Source organism: uncultured Cocleimonas sp. (assembly GCF_947495625.1).
GTDB lineage: Bacteria > Pseudomonadota > Gammaproteobacteria > Thiotrichales > Thiotrichaceae > Cocleimonas.
Genome location: NZ_CANLZW010000003.1, coordinates 57,137 through 75,599, shown reverse-complemented (window position 1 = coordinate 75,599; position 18,463 = coordinate 57,137). Strand labels below are relative to the sequence as shown.

Below are 18,463 nucleotides of genomic sequence, written 5' to 3'. Positions count from 1 at the left end.
AAAACTTGGTGCTCAAATTATTTTCCATATTTTTTGGGATCAATCTTCAGCGAACGCATTTTACGATATAAATGAGTTCGTTCCATTTGCACTAACTCAGCGAGTTTGCTTACATTACCCTCTACCAGCTTTAACTGGTGATCTAAATAGTCATGCTCGAATTGCTCTCTAGCTTGTCGTAAAGGCAACTCAAATAAACTATCCGAATTCTGACTAAGTTCTTGTGAGAAGACAGGAATTTCAGTACCAATGGCCTCTTCAACTTCTTCTTGCGTAATTTCTGAATCGGTTCCTAAAATCAATAATCGTTGTACCAGATTACTTAATTCACGAATATTTCCTAACCATTGATAGTTCCTTAAAAAGTTTTGGGCAGGCACTGAAAAATGTCGATAAGGCAAACCTTCGTGTTCAATCTGTTGATCTACATAGTAATTTAACAATTCTGGTACATCTTCCGGATGCTCACGAAGTTCCGGAATCATTAATGGAACAACACTGATTTCCAGATAAAGCTCTTTATCAAAACTGTCTGCTTCTACATCGTCTCTTAAATCATGCTGGGATGAGAAAATCAATTTTACATTGAAAGGAATATGTGAATCTCCACCCACACGAGTGAAATAACCTTGACGTAAAGCAATTAATAAACGTTTTTGAGCATCTTTTGATAATGCTCCTATATCAGAAAGATATAATGTCCCGCCCTGAGCTTGATCGAATAACCCATAAGTAATTTTATCATCAGACTCAGAACCAAATAGTTCGTTGCTCATATTATCTTTGGGGATAAGAGAAACTGTCGACTTCAAAAATAATCGCCCACTATTATCACTCTGGGAATGGATATAACGCGCAAATACCTCTTTACCCACACCACCTTCGCCGTAAATAAGAACCAGACTATTATGTTTTGATATACGGTCTGCCTGCTCTCTAAGCTTGACCATGATGGGGCTATTTCCCACAGGATATTGAGGCTGGCTTATTTGATCCCGTAGTTCTTTGTTCTCTTGAACCAGCTGTTCAGAACGGAGTGCATTCTCGATACACAACAGCATCTTGGCAATCGACAATGGCTTTTCAATAAAGTCATGAGCACCTAAACGTGTTGCTTCTACAGCTGTTTCTATAGTGCCGTGCCCTGACATCATAATCACTGGACAGACCAGAGAGCTACTGTTTTGCCAATCTTTTAGTAAAGAGATACCGTCTTGACCTGGCATCCAGATATCAAGTAAAACCAAATCTGGCCTTCGTTTTCTTCTAAGCTCTTTAGCTTCTTCGGCATTTTCAGCCGTTTCAACTTCGTACCCTTCATCTTCAAGTATTTCACTCACTAACTGACGAATATCTGGCTCATCATCGACTACGAGAATATATTGTGCTGTCATCAACTATCCTTTTCATACGGTAGGTACATGGTAAAACTTGCACCCCCGTTTTCATTATTTTTGGCTAATACATTGCCGTCATGTTCTTCTATTATACGCTTTACTATGGCTAGTCCTAATCCCCCACCTTTGGTTTTAGTGGTTTTATAAGGTTCGAACAAATGTGGCAGTAACTCTTTAACTATCCCAGGTCCATTATCTTCAATCACCAGAACAAACTCTTTTGCTCCTTTTGTTGATACTATAACTTTACTGCTAATGCTTAATTTTGAATCTCCATGACCATCAAAATCATGCATAGCATCCAGCGAATTCTTTATTAAATTGACTAAAAGCTGCCTGATACGATCTCCATCGATGTTAAGTATAGGTGAGCCTTCTAATTTTAGGATAATTTCCGCATTGGATTGATTAATTCTATATAGTTCAACAACTTCTCGAATCAAACCATTAATATTTATTTTTTTAAGTTTAAGCTCTGGTATTCTTGCATACTCACTAAATGCATCAACCATTGTTTTCATGCTATCTACTTGATGCACAATAGTATTACTCATTCTTTCTAGTAATTCTGCAGAGTCCTGATCTAATAAAGGCTTAAGTCTGCGTTGTAAACGTTCTGCTGAGAGGCGAATAGGCGTTAATGGATTTTTGATTTCATGAGCCAGCCTTCTAGCCACCTCTCCCCAGGCAGCATCATGCTCTGCCTGCACCACTTCACTGATATCATCAATAACCAATAGATAGCCTTGTGCGCCGTCGATAAGTTCGGGTAAGACAACACCTCTACACACCAAAGTATGTTTTGTATTTCCCAGCATCAGCGTTACTTCTGTTTGCCAATCCTTGTCTTTTGGATCATCGCTAGAAGCAGATTCCATTAACTTAGGCATTATTGATCCATAAAACGGCAACAACCCATCCGTAACACTACATAATGCTTTGAAACGCTTACCTTTGAATTTATCTAATGGAGCATCTAAAAGCTCTTCAGCGGCATGATTTATTCTTCTGATTATAAAATCTTCATCGAGTGTTATGACACCCGAGGTTAGGCTTCCTAAAACTACGTTTAAATAATCATGTTGCCTTTGAACTTCTTGTTGACTATCAGCACTTTCCTTTTGCGCTCTGGACAATTTTGTGGTCATCACATTAAAAGATCTAGCTAATAAGCTAAAGTCATCTTTCTCGTCAACATCTAACTTTTTTTGTAGATCACCTGAAGCAACGGCATTGGTTGCTTCTAATAGTCTTCTGACCGGTTTCGTTAACCGAATAGAATATATAAACGCTGCCCAGACTGAAAATAAAATAGAAAGCAGCATGATGAGCAATAAGGTTATTCTAAATCCCCTTTTGATAAGCTCTTTCTGATAGCTGATTTCCTGATACTGTTTATAAGTATCTTGAACACTATCGGCTAATATTCTCTCTTTTTCAGAAAAAGGAAATAAAGCGGTTAAGATAAATGTTTCTCTCCCAACACCCAGTGAAATATTTAATGCCACACGTGAAAACAAGCCGCCCTCACCTACTGGCTCAAGTTGGTACATATACCCGCGACTGGACAGTTTCCTAATGATATCCTCAGTGGGAAAGTGAGGTAACAAAGAGCTCATTTCTTCGCCGCTATAAACCAGTACGCGTTTATTGCTGCCGAATAAAACAATCTCATAGGCTCCCATTGCAATTAGTTGTCTATCCAGAAATGACCCATAATCTAAAGTATCGACTCGCTTAAGTGCCGTACCTGCCCTTTCTAAATTAAACAAATGCTGCCTCATACGAACATCAAGAGAGCTTCTAGCAAGCTCCAGTGAATCGTCTAACGCCCCTTCAATTTTTACATTAAACCAGTTATCTACCCTGTCTCCGATAAAATTCATCGAGAAATACGAAACAACCAATACAGGTAAAATAGTTAACAGAGAAAAGGCGTACATCAAACGTAACGTAAAACGCGAACCCGCTTTTTTGGATCGTAAATGAACTAGCGCTTTAACGACGTTATAAAGTATTAAGCTCGTCAATATTACCAGCACGGCAATATTTAATGGTATTAACCAGGTATTAATTGCACTGGATTGATCAGGGTTTTTTGTCGATACGCTTAATAATATAAAAGAAGTTACTAACAACAAAAAAGTAACTAAAACAGGAAAGATTTGAAAAAAGAAGGTTCTTAAGGAAGGGGCCACAACACGCCCTCGCTAGTCAAACGATACTGATCGTTAAATAGTGACTGGATACGCAACGGCAATCGTAAGGTAGCAGGAGCCATATCAGCGATGGCAAAAATATAAAACTCTCCATCATCACCATCTTTTAAAAATTCAGTGATATCTGGCAACTCATAGCGCCTTGATTCACCTAATTTCCGAAGGGAAGCGGATAAGCTTGAAAAATTCCAATGCTCATTAGTATCAATCTTAGATAAGACATAATGTCGACTTAAAGCATGATACTTAAGTTGATAGTTGACGGTTAAAATGGGTATATCTTTGTTAAACCACCAGCTACTGTGTTCACCTAAACGAATTTGAACCCGGGTATTTAATGTCACACCATTTTTTAAAGCATCTCTGAGATAATCAGTCAATTTATACTCTATACGAGTAGACACCTCGAATTTTTTAGGCGTTCCTTTTAGATTAAAGTCTTTGAAATCAATATCACCAGCAAAAACATTGCCCGATGGCAAAGCAAAAAGCATAGCTACTATTAGAGGGAGAAATATTTTTGGAAAACCAGACATGTTGCAATTTTACCACTAATGATAATCGTTGTAATCAGCTGGCTGATATAAATCGAAAGATTAATACACCCCCCTACTTTAAGGGGCTTTTTTACTATTCATTATGCTGATAATAGTTAATAAAGGTAGGCATAAACCTACCTTTATTAAGACTATAAGCAGACTAAAAGTTCACAAAATACGTGATCTAGCCTGTAAGAATATGCTTTTTAGATTAACTAACAGCTAATTCTTTTTCTTTTTCTGAAATTTGTTCTGAAACTTGCTCTTCCATATTTTCATGAATAGCCGTTTCTTGAGGTGCAATTTTTTGCATGGACTTGATTTTATTTTTAGAAAAATCCTGAGACCAGAAGTCTTCCCATAGATCAATGAAATTTAGGGAGTTCTGCAATAAATCAGACTGATCATAACCGCCTGCACCTTGCGCTAAAATCAACCAAAGATCATTTTGATGAAAATCATCACAGGCATCATTTTCCTCATCTTCTGAAACTCCATGCACCTGGTAATAGCCTTCCTGAACAGGAATTCCTAATGCGCCAGTGTTCAAACGCATTACTGGACTGAATATCATGACAATTTCTTCAGCGATGGCTAGCAGTGTTAGAAGTAGTGGATAATCATCATACGCAGCCAAAAAGCATTCTTTTAACTTTTGAGTAACTGGCGAAGGGACAAACTCCTGTCTATCTTCATCGGTAATGCTCATATCTGTCATCAACTCTTCAAATAGAATCAAATGAGATCTTTGAGGTGTACCCTGGAAATAACAAGGCTCGCCAATTTTGTAATGAAAACCAAATTCATCCAAAGTATTTAGTGTCAATAAAAAGCGCGCATAGGCTTTACTACCCGGCTTCATTACATTTTCTACTTTTTTAGATTGGTACTGAGCCATCAACAAGGCATCGGTAAAGATATGCACAATTGCACGGTATTCCATGTGCATGGTCTGCATTTCCTGCAATGAATATTCACAAGCATTCATTGCAGAAACAATTGGATGTTGATTTATTTTATGATTTTTGACAGATGAAATCAGGACTTGGAGGAACTCCATATTTTCGTTCCACTTAGTTTCACCGACACTCGCTATCATTTCTTTCACTGCGTTTTGTCTAATCTGATCCATGATTAATCTCCTTAATATTAAGTTAGTAAGAGCAAACGTTTTGCAAAGAAATATGCTCAATCAATAACTGAATTGGGGGTTTGGAAATTTATCCTTAGGGCATGAAATATGTATATTTTCCCGAAAGATTATCATCACCAAAATCTTCAGAAAGTGACTAAGAAGACGCATAAAAGGTCAATCCGTTGAGCCATTTATGGTTCATATTTCTTTTTTGGTAATCATAATAATCAGCAAAAAATACTGATTATTATGATTTCATACTAAATAATATATGTATTGCGCACAAGTGATTTGAACGATGAATATTAGCTAGAAACATAGATTATGGGCGCAAAGCCATACGGTGAAAGGCTGAGAGGTACTTAAATTAATTGCTGTTATTTGTTTTCTGGATTTTGGCGTAATAAAAGCCATCCATTGAATTATCCCCGGGAAAAATCTGCTTACCCAAGGACTCAGAAGAATCTATCACAACTATTTCGGCATCAGCATTATTGTCTAAAAATGAGCGGATTTGATCTTCGTTCTCTTCAGGTAAAATTGAACAGGTAGCATAAAGAAATAGCCCACCTGGCTTTAGTTTTTCCCAGAGTGCTTGAAGCATTGCCGCCTGAAGTTTTTGTAACTCGGCAATATCGCTGTTTCTACGTAACACCTTGATATCAGGGCGCCTTCTTATAACGCCTGTGGCAGAACAAGGCGCGTCCAATAAAATCCGGTCAAACAGAATATCTTTGGCATAAGCCTCAGTATCCAATGCATCTGCTACGACTAAATTAGCTTTTAGGTTCAATCGCTCAAGGTTTTCACTGACCCGTTTCATGCGTGTTTCACTATTATCAATAGCGATCACTTTCAGTTTCTCAGCAGATTCAAGAATATGCCCTGTTTTGCCACCGGGTGCTGCACACGCATCAAGTACCTGCATGCCTTCTTTGCAATCTAACAAGATACCAGCAAGTTGCGCTGCGCCATCCTGTACTGATGAAGACCCTTCAGAGAAACCGGGAAGGTCTTTTACATTTTGAGGTTTAGTCAGCTTTACTGCAGTGGATACGCCTTCCAAAGGCTCAGCAGCTATCTCAGCATCATTAAGTTGTTGCAAATACGCATCTCGGGTTTGATGATTCAGATTAACCCTAAGCGTCATTGGAGAACGTAAATTAGACTGCTCTAAGATTTCTTCCCAATTATCGGGCCATGCTTTTCTAATACGATCTATTAACCATTGCGGAAAAGCATATTTGGCTGGTTCTTCAGCTAGCATTTCTTTTTGAAGTTTTACTTGCCCCCGTAAGAAATTCCTTAAAACGGCATTTACCAAATTTTTAGCCCAAGGCTTCTTCAGACCTTTGAGCGCACTTACGGTTTCACCCACAGCCGCATGGTCGGGAGTTTTCTGGTAAATAATTTGATACAAACCAACACGGATCAAACACTCTACATCCTTATCTTTCTTCTTTAAGGATTTACTCATAAGAATGCTGATAAGCGCAGACAATGGTTCGTGCCAACGCAAACTTCCATAACAAAGATCGCTAACCATTGGGCTATCATTATCAGACAGAGCAGTGCTTAAGGATTCTCCGTTATAAATAACAGATTGAAGGATTCGGGCTGCAGCAACTCTTGGGTTAACAGCCTGCTTATTGTTATTTTTCTGCATAGTTAGAGTGATTTTATTGAGTGACTATCGTGAATTAAACGCTTTTCAAGCATTAGAGCACTCATCATTAAGCAATGACACCCCCCTACTTTCAGGCACTTTTTTAATATTGAATCTTTTGATGAATGCTCTGATGAATCTTTTAATCTATTTATAGTGGCGCGCATTATGAGGGAAATACATTTCCCATTAGCGATTGGCCATTGATAAAATCCTTTACATCCATCGCTTTTTTACCTGGCAACTGTAAACGTGAGAATGATAAAACACCATCCCCTGTAGCAATGACAATGCCTTCTGAAGATTCAGAGATTACTGTGCCTGGTTTCTGGTCGCTATTTTCTTCCACTACTTTCGACATATAGATTCGAAGAGGCTTACCATTCAATAGAGTAAAAGCTACTGGCCATGGATTAAATGCGCGTATCTTTAAATCAATATCTTTCGCTGACTGACTCCAATCTATCTCGGCTTCCGCTTTATTGAGCTTTTCAGCATAAGTCGTTAAAGCATCATCTTGAATCACAGGTTCTAGTTCATCTTTTTCGATGAGATCCAAAGCTTTTAGTAGGGCTTCGGCACCATCACTGGCAAGGCGATCATGAATCGTCTGGCTCGTATCTTCTGTGGTAATTGGACAAGTGCGCTTAAGTAACATATCGCCCGTATCCAGCCCCAAAGCCATCTGCATGATAGTGACGCCTGTTTCCGTATCACCGGTTTGAATTGCGCGGTGGATAGGCGCAGCACCGCGCCATCTAGGCAACAGTGAACCATGGATATTCAAACAACCATAGCGCGGCATATCTAATACTGCCTGCGGCAAAATCAAACCATAAGCCGCTACGATCATTACATCTGCATCATAAGCACTGAGTGTTTGCTGCGCATCTTCATCCTTTAAGGACAATGGTTGCTCAACAGGTATTCCAGCATCAACCGCTACTTGCTTTACGGGACCGAACTGAACTTTTCTGCCTCTACCAGCGGGTCGATCTGGTTGGGTATAGACAGCAACGACCTTATGCCCAGAGCTTATTAAAGACTGAAGCGCAGGAACTGCAAAATCAGGCGTACCTGCATAGACGATTTTCAATGTTTATTACTCTTTAACGTTCTTTTGGGGCATTTGTTAAGCGCTGGCAGCTTGTTTAGCGAGCTTTTCGAATTTCTTACGTAATCGTTGCTGCTTTAAAGGAGACAAGTAATCAACAAATAACTTACCTTTTAGATGATCTAATTCATGTTGAATGCAAACTGCCAATAAACCATCAGCGTTTAATTCAAACTCCTTACCGTCTCTATCTAATGCTTTAACCGTGATAGATTCTGATCGTTTTACTTCAGCGTAATATTCAGGCACAGATAGGCAACCTTCTTCACAAATCTCTTCGCCTTCGCCATGCAGAATTTCCGGATTTATCAGACAAAGTGGTTCATTCTTCTCTTCCGAAACATCCACTACTACTATTTGTTGATGTACATTTACCTGTGTTGCAGCCAGGCCGATACCTGGCGCTTCGTACATAGTTTCAAACATATCATCAACAAATGCTCGAATCCCATCAGTCACTTCTGTCACTGGTACTGCTTTGGTGCGTAAACGCTTATCCGGAAAACGCAAAATATCTAAAATAGCCATAAAATAGTCCAATCTCAATTATTTTCTAATAATACCGTAAGTCTGAAAACAGTGCATGAGATAGATGAGGTACGATATTATTAATTCATAGTTTTATAACAACATATAGACACCAAAATAATAAACAATAAAAATAAGAGGGTTTTCATGTCTTTTAATTTCCTAAATTTAACGCGTCTTCCAGTGTTAACGTTATCGGTATCTGCACTCTCTCTGTCTTTACTAAGTGGTTGTAGTGGCTTAGATGGCTACCAAGGTGCATCTCAGGCAAAACCTGCTGCTTCCTCCTCGCATGCGCATGACCCTTACGATAGTTACTACGGAGCGCCATTAGCCAAGTCAAAAACTGCAGGCTACAGCCCTAAAATTGCACGAATAGTCACTAAAGCTAAGTTTAAACACAACGCGCCTAAGCGTTATGTGGTTAAAAAAGGTGATACTTTGTGGGGGATTTCAAACAAATTCTTGCAAAATCCGGCTTATTGGCCTGAAGTTTGGGACAAAAACCAAAAAGTAAGAAACCCACATCTAATCTACCCTGGTGACGTACTATTTATTTACCAAGGCAATAGAAATGTAAAAATGTCTGACGGATCGATAGTAGAGAAACTCATTCCTCAAATGCGTATTGAGCGAACTGGCGATGGTGAGCCAATATCTACTCTGGCACCATTTTTAGTGTGGCCAAAAGTAGTTGATGAAGACACCATAAAAAATGCGCCTTATATCGTTGATGCACGTGATGCAAACTTGTTAATTGAAGAAGGTCAAACGGTTTACGTTAAGAATCTAAAAGATAGAAAAGCGGGTGGCGAATACGCGATTTTCAATGTAGGTGAAGTGATTTCAGACCCTGAAACCCAGAGAAGTTTTGGGCGTGAAGTGGTTTACACAGGTTTCCTAAACGTTGAAAAACTCGCTATGAATACCGAAGTGGCAACCGCACAAGTGGTAGAATCAAAACGTGAAATCAGACGTGGTGATCGCCTGATGTATATAGAAGATCATACACATACACTAAATAAACCAATCATTATCCCTACTCACAAAGTTCGCGGAAGCATTATTTCTTTATTCGATGCAGAAATGATTTCGGGTCAAACACAAGTTATCACCATTAACAAAGGCGCTCGAAGCGGAATTAAAGAAGGTTATACCTTAGGCGTATATTCACCAGGAAAGATGGTTGATGACCCTATCGCTTTAAAAACAGGCAAGAAATTCTATGAGCCTGTAAAAGCAGCGAAGGTAGGAATACCGCCTTCACGTTCTGCAACAGCAATTGTTTACAAAGTATTAAACGATATTAGTTACGCGGTAATTACCCATTCAACTCATGAAGTTAAAAATGGATATAAGATAGGTAACCCATAACATTACTGTTAACTCTTAATATTAAACATCATTTAGGGCCCATGTATGATTTATACTGGGTCCTTTTTAATGTCTTAACATTTTTGGTCAATCTAAAACCTGATGAAAACAGAAGATGAATTACAATCCTGGATAGCGTTATGGCGGGTATCTGGAGTCGGCTCAAAAAGCTTTCAAAAGCTTTTAAACAATATTGGTGACCCCGTTTCTGTATTTTCATCCAATATGTCTACACTTACCCAGGCAGGTATCTCAGAAAAACTGGCACATGCCATTCTTGATGCTAAAAAGGATCAAGAGATGGCCACTCCAGATATCGAGTGGCTAAATGCAGCTGATGACCACCATATCATTACCATTCTATGCGAAGAGTACCCTGAGTTATTAAAACGCATCAGTGACCCACCACCTTTATTGTATGTTCACGGTCAGCTTTCATTACTTAAAGACCCTCAAATAGCTATCGTAGGAAGTCGTAATCCTACTCAAGGCGGGACAAACAACGCTTATGAGTTCGCCAAACACTTAGGTCAAACAGGCTTTTGTATTACAAGCGGCTTAGCAATGGGCATCGATGGCTCTGCGCATACTGGAGCATTGGAAGTAAAAGCACCCACAATAGCGGTTATCGCTACTGGCATCGATAGAGTATATCCAGCCAAACATCGAGAGATGGCACATAAAATTGCGGATAACGGCGCAATAGTGACCGAATTTCCGATCGGCACACAACCTGCATCCAGCAACTTCCCGCGCCGAAACCGGATTATTAGTGGGTTAAGTTACGGCACGCTTGTGGTTGAAGCTGCCCAGAAAAGCGGCTCATTGATTACGGCACGCTTGTCGATGGAGCAAAATCGAGAAGTTTTTGCCATTCCCGGATCCATTCACAACCCACTTGCGCGCGGCTGCCATCAACTTATCAGGCAAGGGGCAAAGCTAGTGGAAACCGCACAAGATATTATGGAAGAAATGGCGAGTGTCATTGACCTCAACTCACTGTTAAGCGATCAACAGGTTTCAAGCAGTAGTGCTAATGAAAAATCTACCGATAATAAAGAAGCGTTCGGAGCAGGTTCGGCAAGTAGCAAACCCAACACTGAAAACCAAGCCATTGATTCGAAACAAAATACACATACAGACGACGACCAACAAATCATTTTGCAAGAAATGGGCTTCGACCCCATCTCGATTGATCAATTAGTGGTCAGAACAGGAATCGATACGGCCTCGCTATCAGCATCTCTATTAATGCTGGAATTACAAAACCAGATTGCATCAAATGGTGGTGGAACTTACACCCGGCTTAAGTAACAGAAGAATAACTAACGAATAGCCAAGCAAGCCAAGATCAAGCTGTCATAACAACCAGCTGTCAGTTTAACCATGTCAATCAGACTTGTTCAGGTGACATTCACCTTCATTTACTATAAAATTCCTCTAATAATACGATCTTGTATAAACCTACAAGATAATTTAGAAAAAAACTTCTCTCCCCGTAAAGAAGCATTTTCTGATAGCAAATTAGAGACCCCAAAACACATGAAAGAAAATACATTGGATGTACTTTTTTACCTTTTTGATAACTTTGCTGAAGCTGAAGATGTCGCTCAAAATAGAGATATTCTTCATGGTGAACTTAAAGATGCTGGTTTCCCCAAGACCAGAATTACTAAAGCATTTGATTGGCTAGAAAGTCTTGCTGATGATGACAAAATTTATATTTCAGAGCCTAAAGCACAATCAATTCGTCAATTTTCAAAATACGAAGCACGTTGGCTAGATCAGGAATGTCAGAACTATATGTTCTCTCTTCGCCAGACAGGTGTTCTAAGTTCTGAGATGTTTGAACGCACGGTCGATCGTATTTTAACGTTAGGCGATAAGGAATTTGATATTAATCGCCTTAAGTGGGTGATTTTGATGCTATTACTCAACCAGCCAGACACTGAAGCTGAATACATCTGGATGGATGACGTGGCACTTGGAGAAGAATCCCCCGTTTATCATTAATTTATGATTTAACACTGCTAACAATACAAACAGATTTAAAAATGGTCCTTTTTAGGGCCATTTCTCATTTTTGACGTAAACGAAATTCTATCAATTCTTTGCTCTTTAAACGAAAAGTCACCCCCCTACTTTTGAGCACTTTTTTGAAGAATCGTGAACCTCAGTGATTTTTATTTGTCATTAAATTTAGCTTTATAGTATTTAATTTAGATTACATCTAAGGCTCTCAAAAATGCCTATATTTCGCACTAAATCGCTAATTAGAAAAATTTCATCCTTTACTAAAATGAACATTCCAGTGTATTGTTGCCACCAATTTCCCAACAAGATCCCGATTAAAATATCGATTTTTAATCATTTCACAGACATTTAATAAGGCACGATATAACGTATTATGGGCAGATCACTAGTCATTGTGGAGTCGCCAGCAAAGGCGAAAACCATCAACAAATACTTAGGCAAAGAATACATTGTGAAATCGAGTGTAGGTCATATTCGTGACTTGCCAAAAGGCGGCGGAAGCCAAACTGGAAAGAAAAAAGCACCAACACTCGCCCAACTGACGAAAGGTATGAGTGAAGTCAAAAAAGCGGCTTTTAAGAAGAAACGCGATAATGACAACCTTGTTCGTCGTATGGGAATTAACCCTGATAATGACTGGCAAGCTCAATACGAAATACTCCCAGGCAAAGAGAAGGTAGTTGCCGAATTACAAAAATTGGCAGCCAAAGGCGATAAAGTCTATCTCGCGACCGATTTGGATAGAGAGGGAGAAGCCATTGCCTGGCATTTAAAAGAAGTTATCGGCGGAGATGATGATCGCTTTGAGCGCGTAACGTTTAATGAAATCACCAAAACAGCTATTCAGGAAGCCTTTAAAGAACCTTCAAAACTGGATGTAGATCGTGTTAATGCTCAACAAGCCAGACGTTTTCTAGACCGTGTTGTGGGATTTATGGTCTCGCCTTTATTATGGTCGAAAATTGGACGTGGTCTTTCTGCGGGTCGAGTACAGTCAGTTGCTGTGCGTTTGATCGTTGATAGAGAACACGAAATCAATGCATTCAACCCTGTTGAATTCTGGGACATACATGCTGATCTTGCTACCAAAGCTGGCGAAGCCTTGCGCATGGAAGTTACCAAAGACAATGGTGAGGCGTTTAAACCTGTTAATGAAAAGCAGGCAATGGATGCCGTCGCAAAACTGAAAGATGCCGACTATTCATTACTTAAACGCGAAGACAAAGCAACTAGCAGCAAACCCAAAGCACCTTTTATTACATCAACGTTGCAGCAAGCTGCAAGTACTCGATTTGGCTATGGCGTAAAACGCACCATGGGCTTAGCTCAACGCCTTTACGAAGGTGGCTACATCACCTATATGCGTACCGACTCAACCAATTTGAGTAAAGATGCACTGGAAAGTGTGCGCGAATACATCGGCAAAAAATACGGTAAAGAATACCTACCTGAAGCGCCAAATCATTACGGTGCCAAGAGTGGCGCACAAGAGGCCCATGAGGCGATTCGTCCGTCTGATGTAAAAGTCATGATGAGTGACTTAAAAGACATGGGTGATGATGCGAAAAAGCTATACGAGCTTATCTGGCGTCAGTTTGTTGCCTGTCAAATGGTGCCTGCTAAATACGATTCAACACGTTTGACCGTACAAGCTGGCCAATACTATTTAAATGCTTCGGGTCGCACCTTGCGCTTCCCGGGTTGGACAAAAGCTCTGCCGCCATTGAGCAAAAAAGATACGCCTGATCTACCTGATCTAAGTCAGGGTGATGTGCTCAACTTGGTCGAGCTCGACCCACAACAGCACTTTACTAAGCCGCCTCCACGTTACACGGAAGCATCGCTAGTTAAAGAACTGGAAAAGTGCGGCATTGGCCGCCCATCTACCTACGCATCAATCATTTCAACGATTCAAGATCGCGGTTACGTTAAAGTAGATTCCAGACGCTTCTTTGCAGAGAAAATGGGTGAGATCGTCACCAAACGCCTAGTAGGTAGTTTCGAAGAACTAATGAATTTCGACTTCACAGCCGAGATGGAAAAAGAGCTGGATGAAATTGCAGACGGCAAATTGGAATGGAAAGACGTTCTCGATAATTTCTACAAAGACTTTAAAGTCAATTTAGAACATGCCGGTGCGCCACCTGAAGAGGGTGGAATGAAGACCAATGAAATGGTCATGACTGAGATTAAATGTCCTACCTGTGGACGTAATATGGGTATCCGTACTGCGGGAACCGGTGTATTCTTGGGCTGTGATGGTTACAATCTTCCACCTAAAGAACGCTGTAAAACAACCATTAACCTTGTACCTGCTGAAGAGTCTATCGATGTAAATAACGAAGACGCTGAAACTGAAGCACTGATGGCAAAGCATCGCTGTAAAAAATGTGATTCAGCAATGGACAGCTACTTCATCGACGAAACCACTAAATTACATGTGTGTGGTGAAAACCCGGAATGTGATGGTTACGAAATCGAAAAAGGCACTTTCAAATTAAAAGGCTACGAAGGCCCTGTGGTTGAATGTGAAAAATGTGGTCATGATATGCACCTTACTACGGGTCGTTTCGGCCCATATATGAAGTGTAGCAATGAAGATGAATGTAAAAACACCCGTAAAATTCTGCGCAATGGCGAAGTCGCACCACCACGCGAAGACCCCGTTCACATTCCTGAATTAGAATGTGAAAAGTCTGATGCTTACTTCATTTTACGTGACGGTGCAGCAGGTTTATTCCTTGCAGCTAGTACCTATCCGAAATCACGTGAAACCCGTGCACCTTTGGTTGAAGAATTAAATCGTTTCAAAGATCGTATTTCTGAAAAGTTTTATTATCTCGCGGATGCACCAGCAACTGACCCTGACGGTAATAAAGCAGCAGTCCGCTTTGATCGCAAAACCAAAGAACATTATGTTAGAACCGATAAAGACGGTAAAGCAACAGGATGGTCAGCACGTTTTGAAGACGGTAAATGGGTAGAAAAAGTACCTGCTAAAAAAGCAGCGAAAAAGAAACCTGCCAAGAAGAAAGCCGCACCAAAGAAGAAGGCTGCTGTTAAAAAGTAATAACACACCCCCCCACTTATAAGCTCTTTTTCATAAAAAAACAGGCTATAAGTGGGGGGGTGCATTTTCTAAAGATTGCACATGTTAATTACCCAGAAACCACAAGAATTAATCAATATTTTTCGCAACGGCGGAGTATTCGCTTATCCGACGGAAGCGGTTTATGGACTAGGTTGTGATCCAGATAACGAACAAGCCGTAAACCAGATTCTTGAATTAAAGCAACGCTCTGTCGGCAAAGGACTTATTCTTATTGCTTCGGATTTCTCACAAGTTGAAAAGTATTTGAAGCCCCTCAACCAAGACCAATTAGCATTCATTCAACCAAGTCAGACCACTTACATTTATCCTGCAAGAGATACTGCGCCAAAATGGCTCACGGGTAATTTCAACTCACTTGCGGTTAGAATTAGCAAATTGGCAATCATTCAAGAGCTATGTTCAACGCTTGATTCCGCACTGGTCTCAACCAGCGCAAACCTCAGCGGTCAGGAACCTGCTCGAAGTAGCGCTGGGGTAGATTCAGTTTTTCACAATAAAATTGATGCAATACTTGACGGTGAAACAGGAGATTTACTCACTCCAACCGAGATACGTGATAGTATCAGCGGCGAAATTATAAGAGCCTAAGTTTTTATCAAGCTTGTTTTTATTAACAATGTTCTTATTGATAAGTAACTTTCAACCTAGCTTTAAACAACTACCTTTAAAAACCAGCGTTTTCAAGAATAACTACCCAAGAAGCCTAATTCAAAATGTCATTGATCCAACTTAAAAATATCCAAGTCAGCTTCGGCGGCCCTGCCCTGCTTGATCAACTAAGCTTAACGATCGATGCTGGTGAACGCATTTGTTTGATTGGCCGAAACGGCGCAGGCAAGTCAACCTTAATGAAAGTTCTGAATCGCGAAATAAAAGCAGATTCGGGCGAAATCATCGTTGAGAAAGGCGCTGTCATTGCTCAGTTAGAGCAAGAAGTCCCTCAGGATATGAGCGGCAGTGTTTATGAAGTCGTCGCATCAGGGCTCGCTGAAACGGGCGAACTATTAAGTGCTTTTCATGCGATGAATGAAGAGGACGATATCGGCTCTGAAGACTGGATGAAACGTTTTGAGCGCATCCAGCATAAATTAGAATCCTGCAATGGCTGGCATTTCCAAAATACCATCGATACCGTTATTTCCAAACTAGAGTTAAATGCGGATGTTGATTTTGGCCAATTATCTGGTGGTATCAAACGTCGCGTATTACTCGCACGCGCGTTAGTTCAGGAGCCAGATGTATTACTCCTTGATGAGCCGACCAACCATCTGGATATTGAGGCGATTATCTGGCTGGAAGAATTCCTACTCAGCTTTAATGGTTCATTAGTTTTCATCACCCATGATCGCTCTTTCTTGCGACGCTTAGCGACACATATTATTGAAATCGACCGTGGTCAAGCAACAAGCTGGCCGGGTGATTATGAAAACTTCTTACGTCGCAAAGAAGAAACTTTACACGCTGAAGAATTAGAAAATGCGCGTTTCGATAAGAAACTGGCACAGGAAGAAGTCTGGATTCGTCAGGGAATCAAAGCCCGACGTACCAGAAACGAAGGACGTGTGCGTTCATTAGAAAAAATGCGTAACGAACGCAGTGAGCGCAGAGAACAGCAAGGACAAGTCAATATCCAAGTCGATGCGGGACAGAAAACAGGTAAGCGTGTAGTTGAAGTTGAACATATTAATTACACCCTACCGAATGGACGTGTGTTGATTGATGACTTTTCTGCATTGGTTCAGCGTGGCGACAAAATTGGCTTAATCGGTCCAAACGGTGTGGGCAAGACAACCTTACTTAAAGTGTTATTGGGTGAATTAAAACCCGATTCTGGAAAACTTATCGAAGGGACAAACCTTCAAGTAGCCTACTTCGATCAACTTCGAAGCCAGCTTGATGAGAATCGCTCAGTAAAAGACAACCTTGATCGTGGCGCCGATAAAGTCATCATTAATGGAAATGAAAAACACGTTATCAGCTATCTACAGGATTTCTTGTTTTCGCCAGAACGTGCCAACTCACCCGTGAACGCACTTTCAGGTGGTGAGCGAAACAGACTATTACTGGCGAAACTTTTCATCAAACCAGCCAATGTATTAGTACTCGATGAGCCTACCAATGACCTGGATGTTGATACACTCGAATTACTGGAAGAACTCTTACTAAACTATACTGGCACAGTGCTTATCGTCAGTCATGATCGTGCGTTTATTAACAACCTTGTGACTAGTTGTTATGTGTTTGAAGGCGAAGGTCAAATCAGCGAGTACGTCGGCAGTTACGATGATTGGTTGCGTCAAAAACCTGCAGTAAAAGCACCTACTAAAGCACAAAAATCAGCGAAAAAGAAAGAAACACCCGTTGAAGCACCTACTAAAGAGACACAATCTGAGGCCAGTGAAACTAAAAAGCTTAGCTTTAATGAGCAGCATGAACTTAAAAACCTGCCCCTTGAAATTGAAAAGTTAGAAGATCGTATCGCAGAATTAGAAGTCCTGATGAGTGAGCCGGATTTCTTTTCTCAAGAACATAAAAAAGTCTCCGCAATTACTGACGAATTACAGCAGTCTCAGACTATACTTAAAGAGAAATACGATCGCTGGGAAGAACTAGAAGCCTAGCGATTTTAGTAGTTAAAAACCTAAGTTAACAGGAAGGTTAAAACAACATGGATATCGGTGATTACCGCCGCGAATACACTAAAGGCGGCTTAAAAAGACAAGACTTAAGCGAGTCTCCCTTTAAACAGTTTGAAAAGTGGTTTATCCAGGCCAGTGATGCTGAGTTATCAGACCCAAGCGCCATGACCATAGCCACTGTATCTGCTGCAGGCAAACCTTCGCAACGAACCGTATTACTGAAGATATTCGACGAGAAAGGTTTCGTCTTCTTTACAAATTACTCCAGTCAAAAATCCAGAGAGATCCAGGAGAATGCAAATGTTTCACTGCTATTCCCGTGGACAATGCTAGAAAGACAAGTAGAAATTAATGGTCGTGCAGAAAAGATACCGACCACAGAATCACTCAAATACTTTCTCTCTCGACCTCGCGGCAGCCAGTTAGGAGCGTGGGCATCTGCGCAGAGCTCCCCTATCAGTTCACGTGAAATTCTCGATGGACAACTGAAAAAAATCAAAGATAAGTTTACTCATGGTGAAATTCCACTCCCGGATTTTTGGGGGGGTTACCGTGTCATCCCTGAAACGATAGAGTTCTGGCAAGGAGGCGAAAGCCGTTTGCACGATCGCTTTGAATATACCCGGGAAAATACAGCGTTAAACGAGTGGAAAATCGAACGCCTACAACCTTGATAAATATAACATTAAGGTTTCTACACTTTATC

General features: G+C 40.5%; 14 protein-coding genes. 7 read left to right on the top strand and 7 right to left on the bottom strand.

The window, feature by feature from the left end; genetic code table 11:
• Positions 1 to 17: 17 nt before the first annotated feature.
• From Q1A31_RS02550 to def, 7 genes are all read right to left on the bottom strand, one after another.
• Entirely contained in the window at positions 18 to 1,394 is a 1,377-nt protein-coding gene (locus tag Q1A31_RS02550) for a sigma-54 dependent transcriptional regulator (protein WP_299871885.1), read from the bottom strand.
• Positions 1,394 to 3,595: an ATP-binding protein gene (locus Q1A31_RS02545; protein ID WP_299871882.1), complete on the bottom strand. Its 2,202-nt coding sequence runs from the start codon at positions 3,593 to 3,595 to the stop codon at positions 1,394 to 1,396. Before Q1A31_RS02545 ends, Q1A31_RS02550 begins: the two co-directional genes overlap by 1 nt.
• Complete coding sequence (locus Q1A31_RS02540) at positions 3,580 to 4,152, bottom strand: DUF4390 domain-containing protein (protein ID WP_299871879.1); 573 nt, start codon at positions 4,150 to 4,152, stop codon at positions 3,580 to 3,582. The genes Q1A31_RS02545 and Q1A31_RS02540 overlap by 16 nt, the downstream gene beginning before the upstream one ends.
• A gap of 214 nt (positions 4,153 to 4,366) precedes the next feature.
• Complete coding sequence (locus Q1A31_RS02535; RefSeq protein ID WP_299871877.1) at positions 4,367 to 5,287, bottom strand: hypothetical protein; 921 nt, start codon at positions 5,285 to 5,287, stop codon at positions 4,367 to 4,369.
• A 370-nt stretch (positions 5,288 to 5,657) separates the two neighbouring features.
• Positions 5,658 to 6,956, bottom strand: coding sequence for a 16S rRNA (cytosine(967)-C(5))-methyltransferase RsmB (gene rsmB / locus Q1A31_RS02530; RefSeq protein WP_299871874.1), 1,299 nt, complete (start codon positions 6,954 to 6,956; stop codon positions 5,658 to 5,660).
• 166 nt (positions 6,957 to 7,122) lie between these two features.
• The gene (gene fmt / locus Q1A31_RS02525) at positions 7,123 to 8,052 is read right to left on the bottom strand and encodes a methionyl-tRNA formyltransferase (RefSeq protein WP_299871872.1); all 930 of its coding nucleotides are present in this window, start codon (positions 8,050 to 8,052) and stop codon (positions 7,123 to 7,125) included.
• Positions 8,053 to 8,088: 36 nt separating this feature from the next.
• Positions 8,089 to 8,598: a peptide deformylase gene (def, locus tag Q1A31_RS02520; protein WP_131907493.1), complete on the bottom strand. Its 510-nt coding sequence runs from the start codon at positions 8,596 to 8,598 to the stop codon at positions 8,089 to 8,091.
• 147 nt (positions 8,599 to 8,745) lie between these two features.
• Between def and Q1A31_RS02515 the strand changes: the two genes are divergently transcribed.
• The 7 genes from Q1A31_RS02515 to pdxH all read left to right on the top strand — a co-directional run bounded on the left by Q1A31_RS02515 (position 8,746) and on the right by pdxH (position 18,431).
• Positions 8,746 to 9,972 (top strand): LysM peptidoglycan-binding domain-containing protein, encoded by a 1,227-nt coding sequence (locus tag Q1A31_RS02515; protein ID WP_299871867.1) that lies wholly within the window; start codon positions 8,746 to 8,748, stop codon positions 9,970 to 9,972.
• 102 nt (positions 9,973 to 10,074) lie between these two features.
• A complete protein-coding gene (dprA, locus tag Q1A31_RS02510) occupies positions 10,075 to 11,286 on the top strand; it encodes a DNA-processing protein DprA (RefSeq protein WP_299871865.1) in 1,212 nt (403 codons plus the stop codon).
• Positions 11,287 to 11,514: 228 nt separating this feature from the next.
• Positions 11,515 to 11,985, top strand: a complete 471-nt coding sequence (locus Q1A31_RS02505) for a DUF494 domain-containing protein (RefSeq protein WP_299871863.1) — start codon at positions 11,515 to 11,517, stop codon at positions 11,983 to 11,985.
• Positions 11,986 to 12,379: 394 nt separating this feature from the next.
• Positions 12,380 to 15,076, top strand: a complete 2,697-nt coding sequence (topA, locus tag Q1A31_RS02500; protein WP_299871860.1) for a type I DNA topoisomerase — start codon at positions 12,380 to 12,382, stop codon at positions 15,074 to 15,076.
• An 81-nt stretch (positions 15,077 to 15,157) separates the two neighbouring features.
• Positions 15,158 to 15,706, top strand: coding sequence for a Sua5/YciO/YrdC/YwlC family protein (locus Q1A31_RS02495; RefSeq protein ID WP_299871857.1), 549 nt, complete (start codon positions 15,158 to 15,160; stop codon positions 15,704 to 15,706).
• A 125-nt stretch (positions 15,707 to 15,831) separates the two neighbouring features.
• Positions 15,832 to 17,739, top strand: coding sequence for an ATP-binding cassette domain-containing protein (locus tag Q1A31_RS02490; RefSeq protein WP_299871855.1), 1,908 nt, complete (start codon positions 15,832 to 15,834; stop codon positions 17,737 to 17,739).
• 47 nt (positions 17,740 to 17,786) lie between these two features.
• The gene (gene pdxH / locus Q1A31_RS02485) at positions 17,787 to 18,431 is read left to right on the top strand and encodes a pyridoxamine 5'-phosphate oxidase (protein WP_131907500.1); all 645 of its coding nucleotides are present in this window, start codon (positions 17,787 to 17,789) and stop codon (positions 18,429 to 18,431) included.
• Positions 18,432 to 18,463 lie beyond the last annotated feature (32 nt).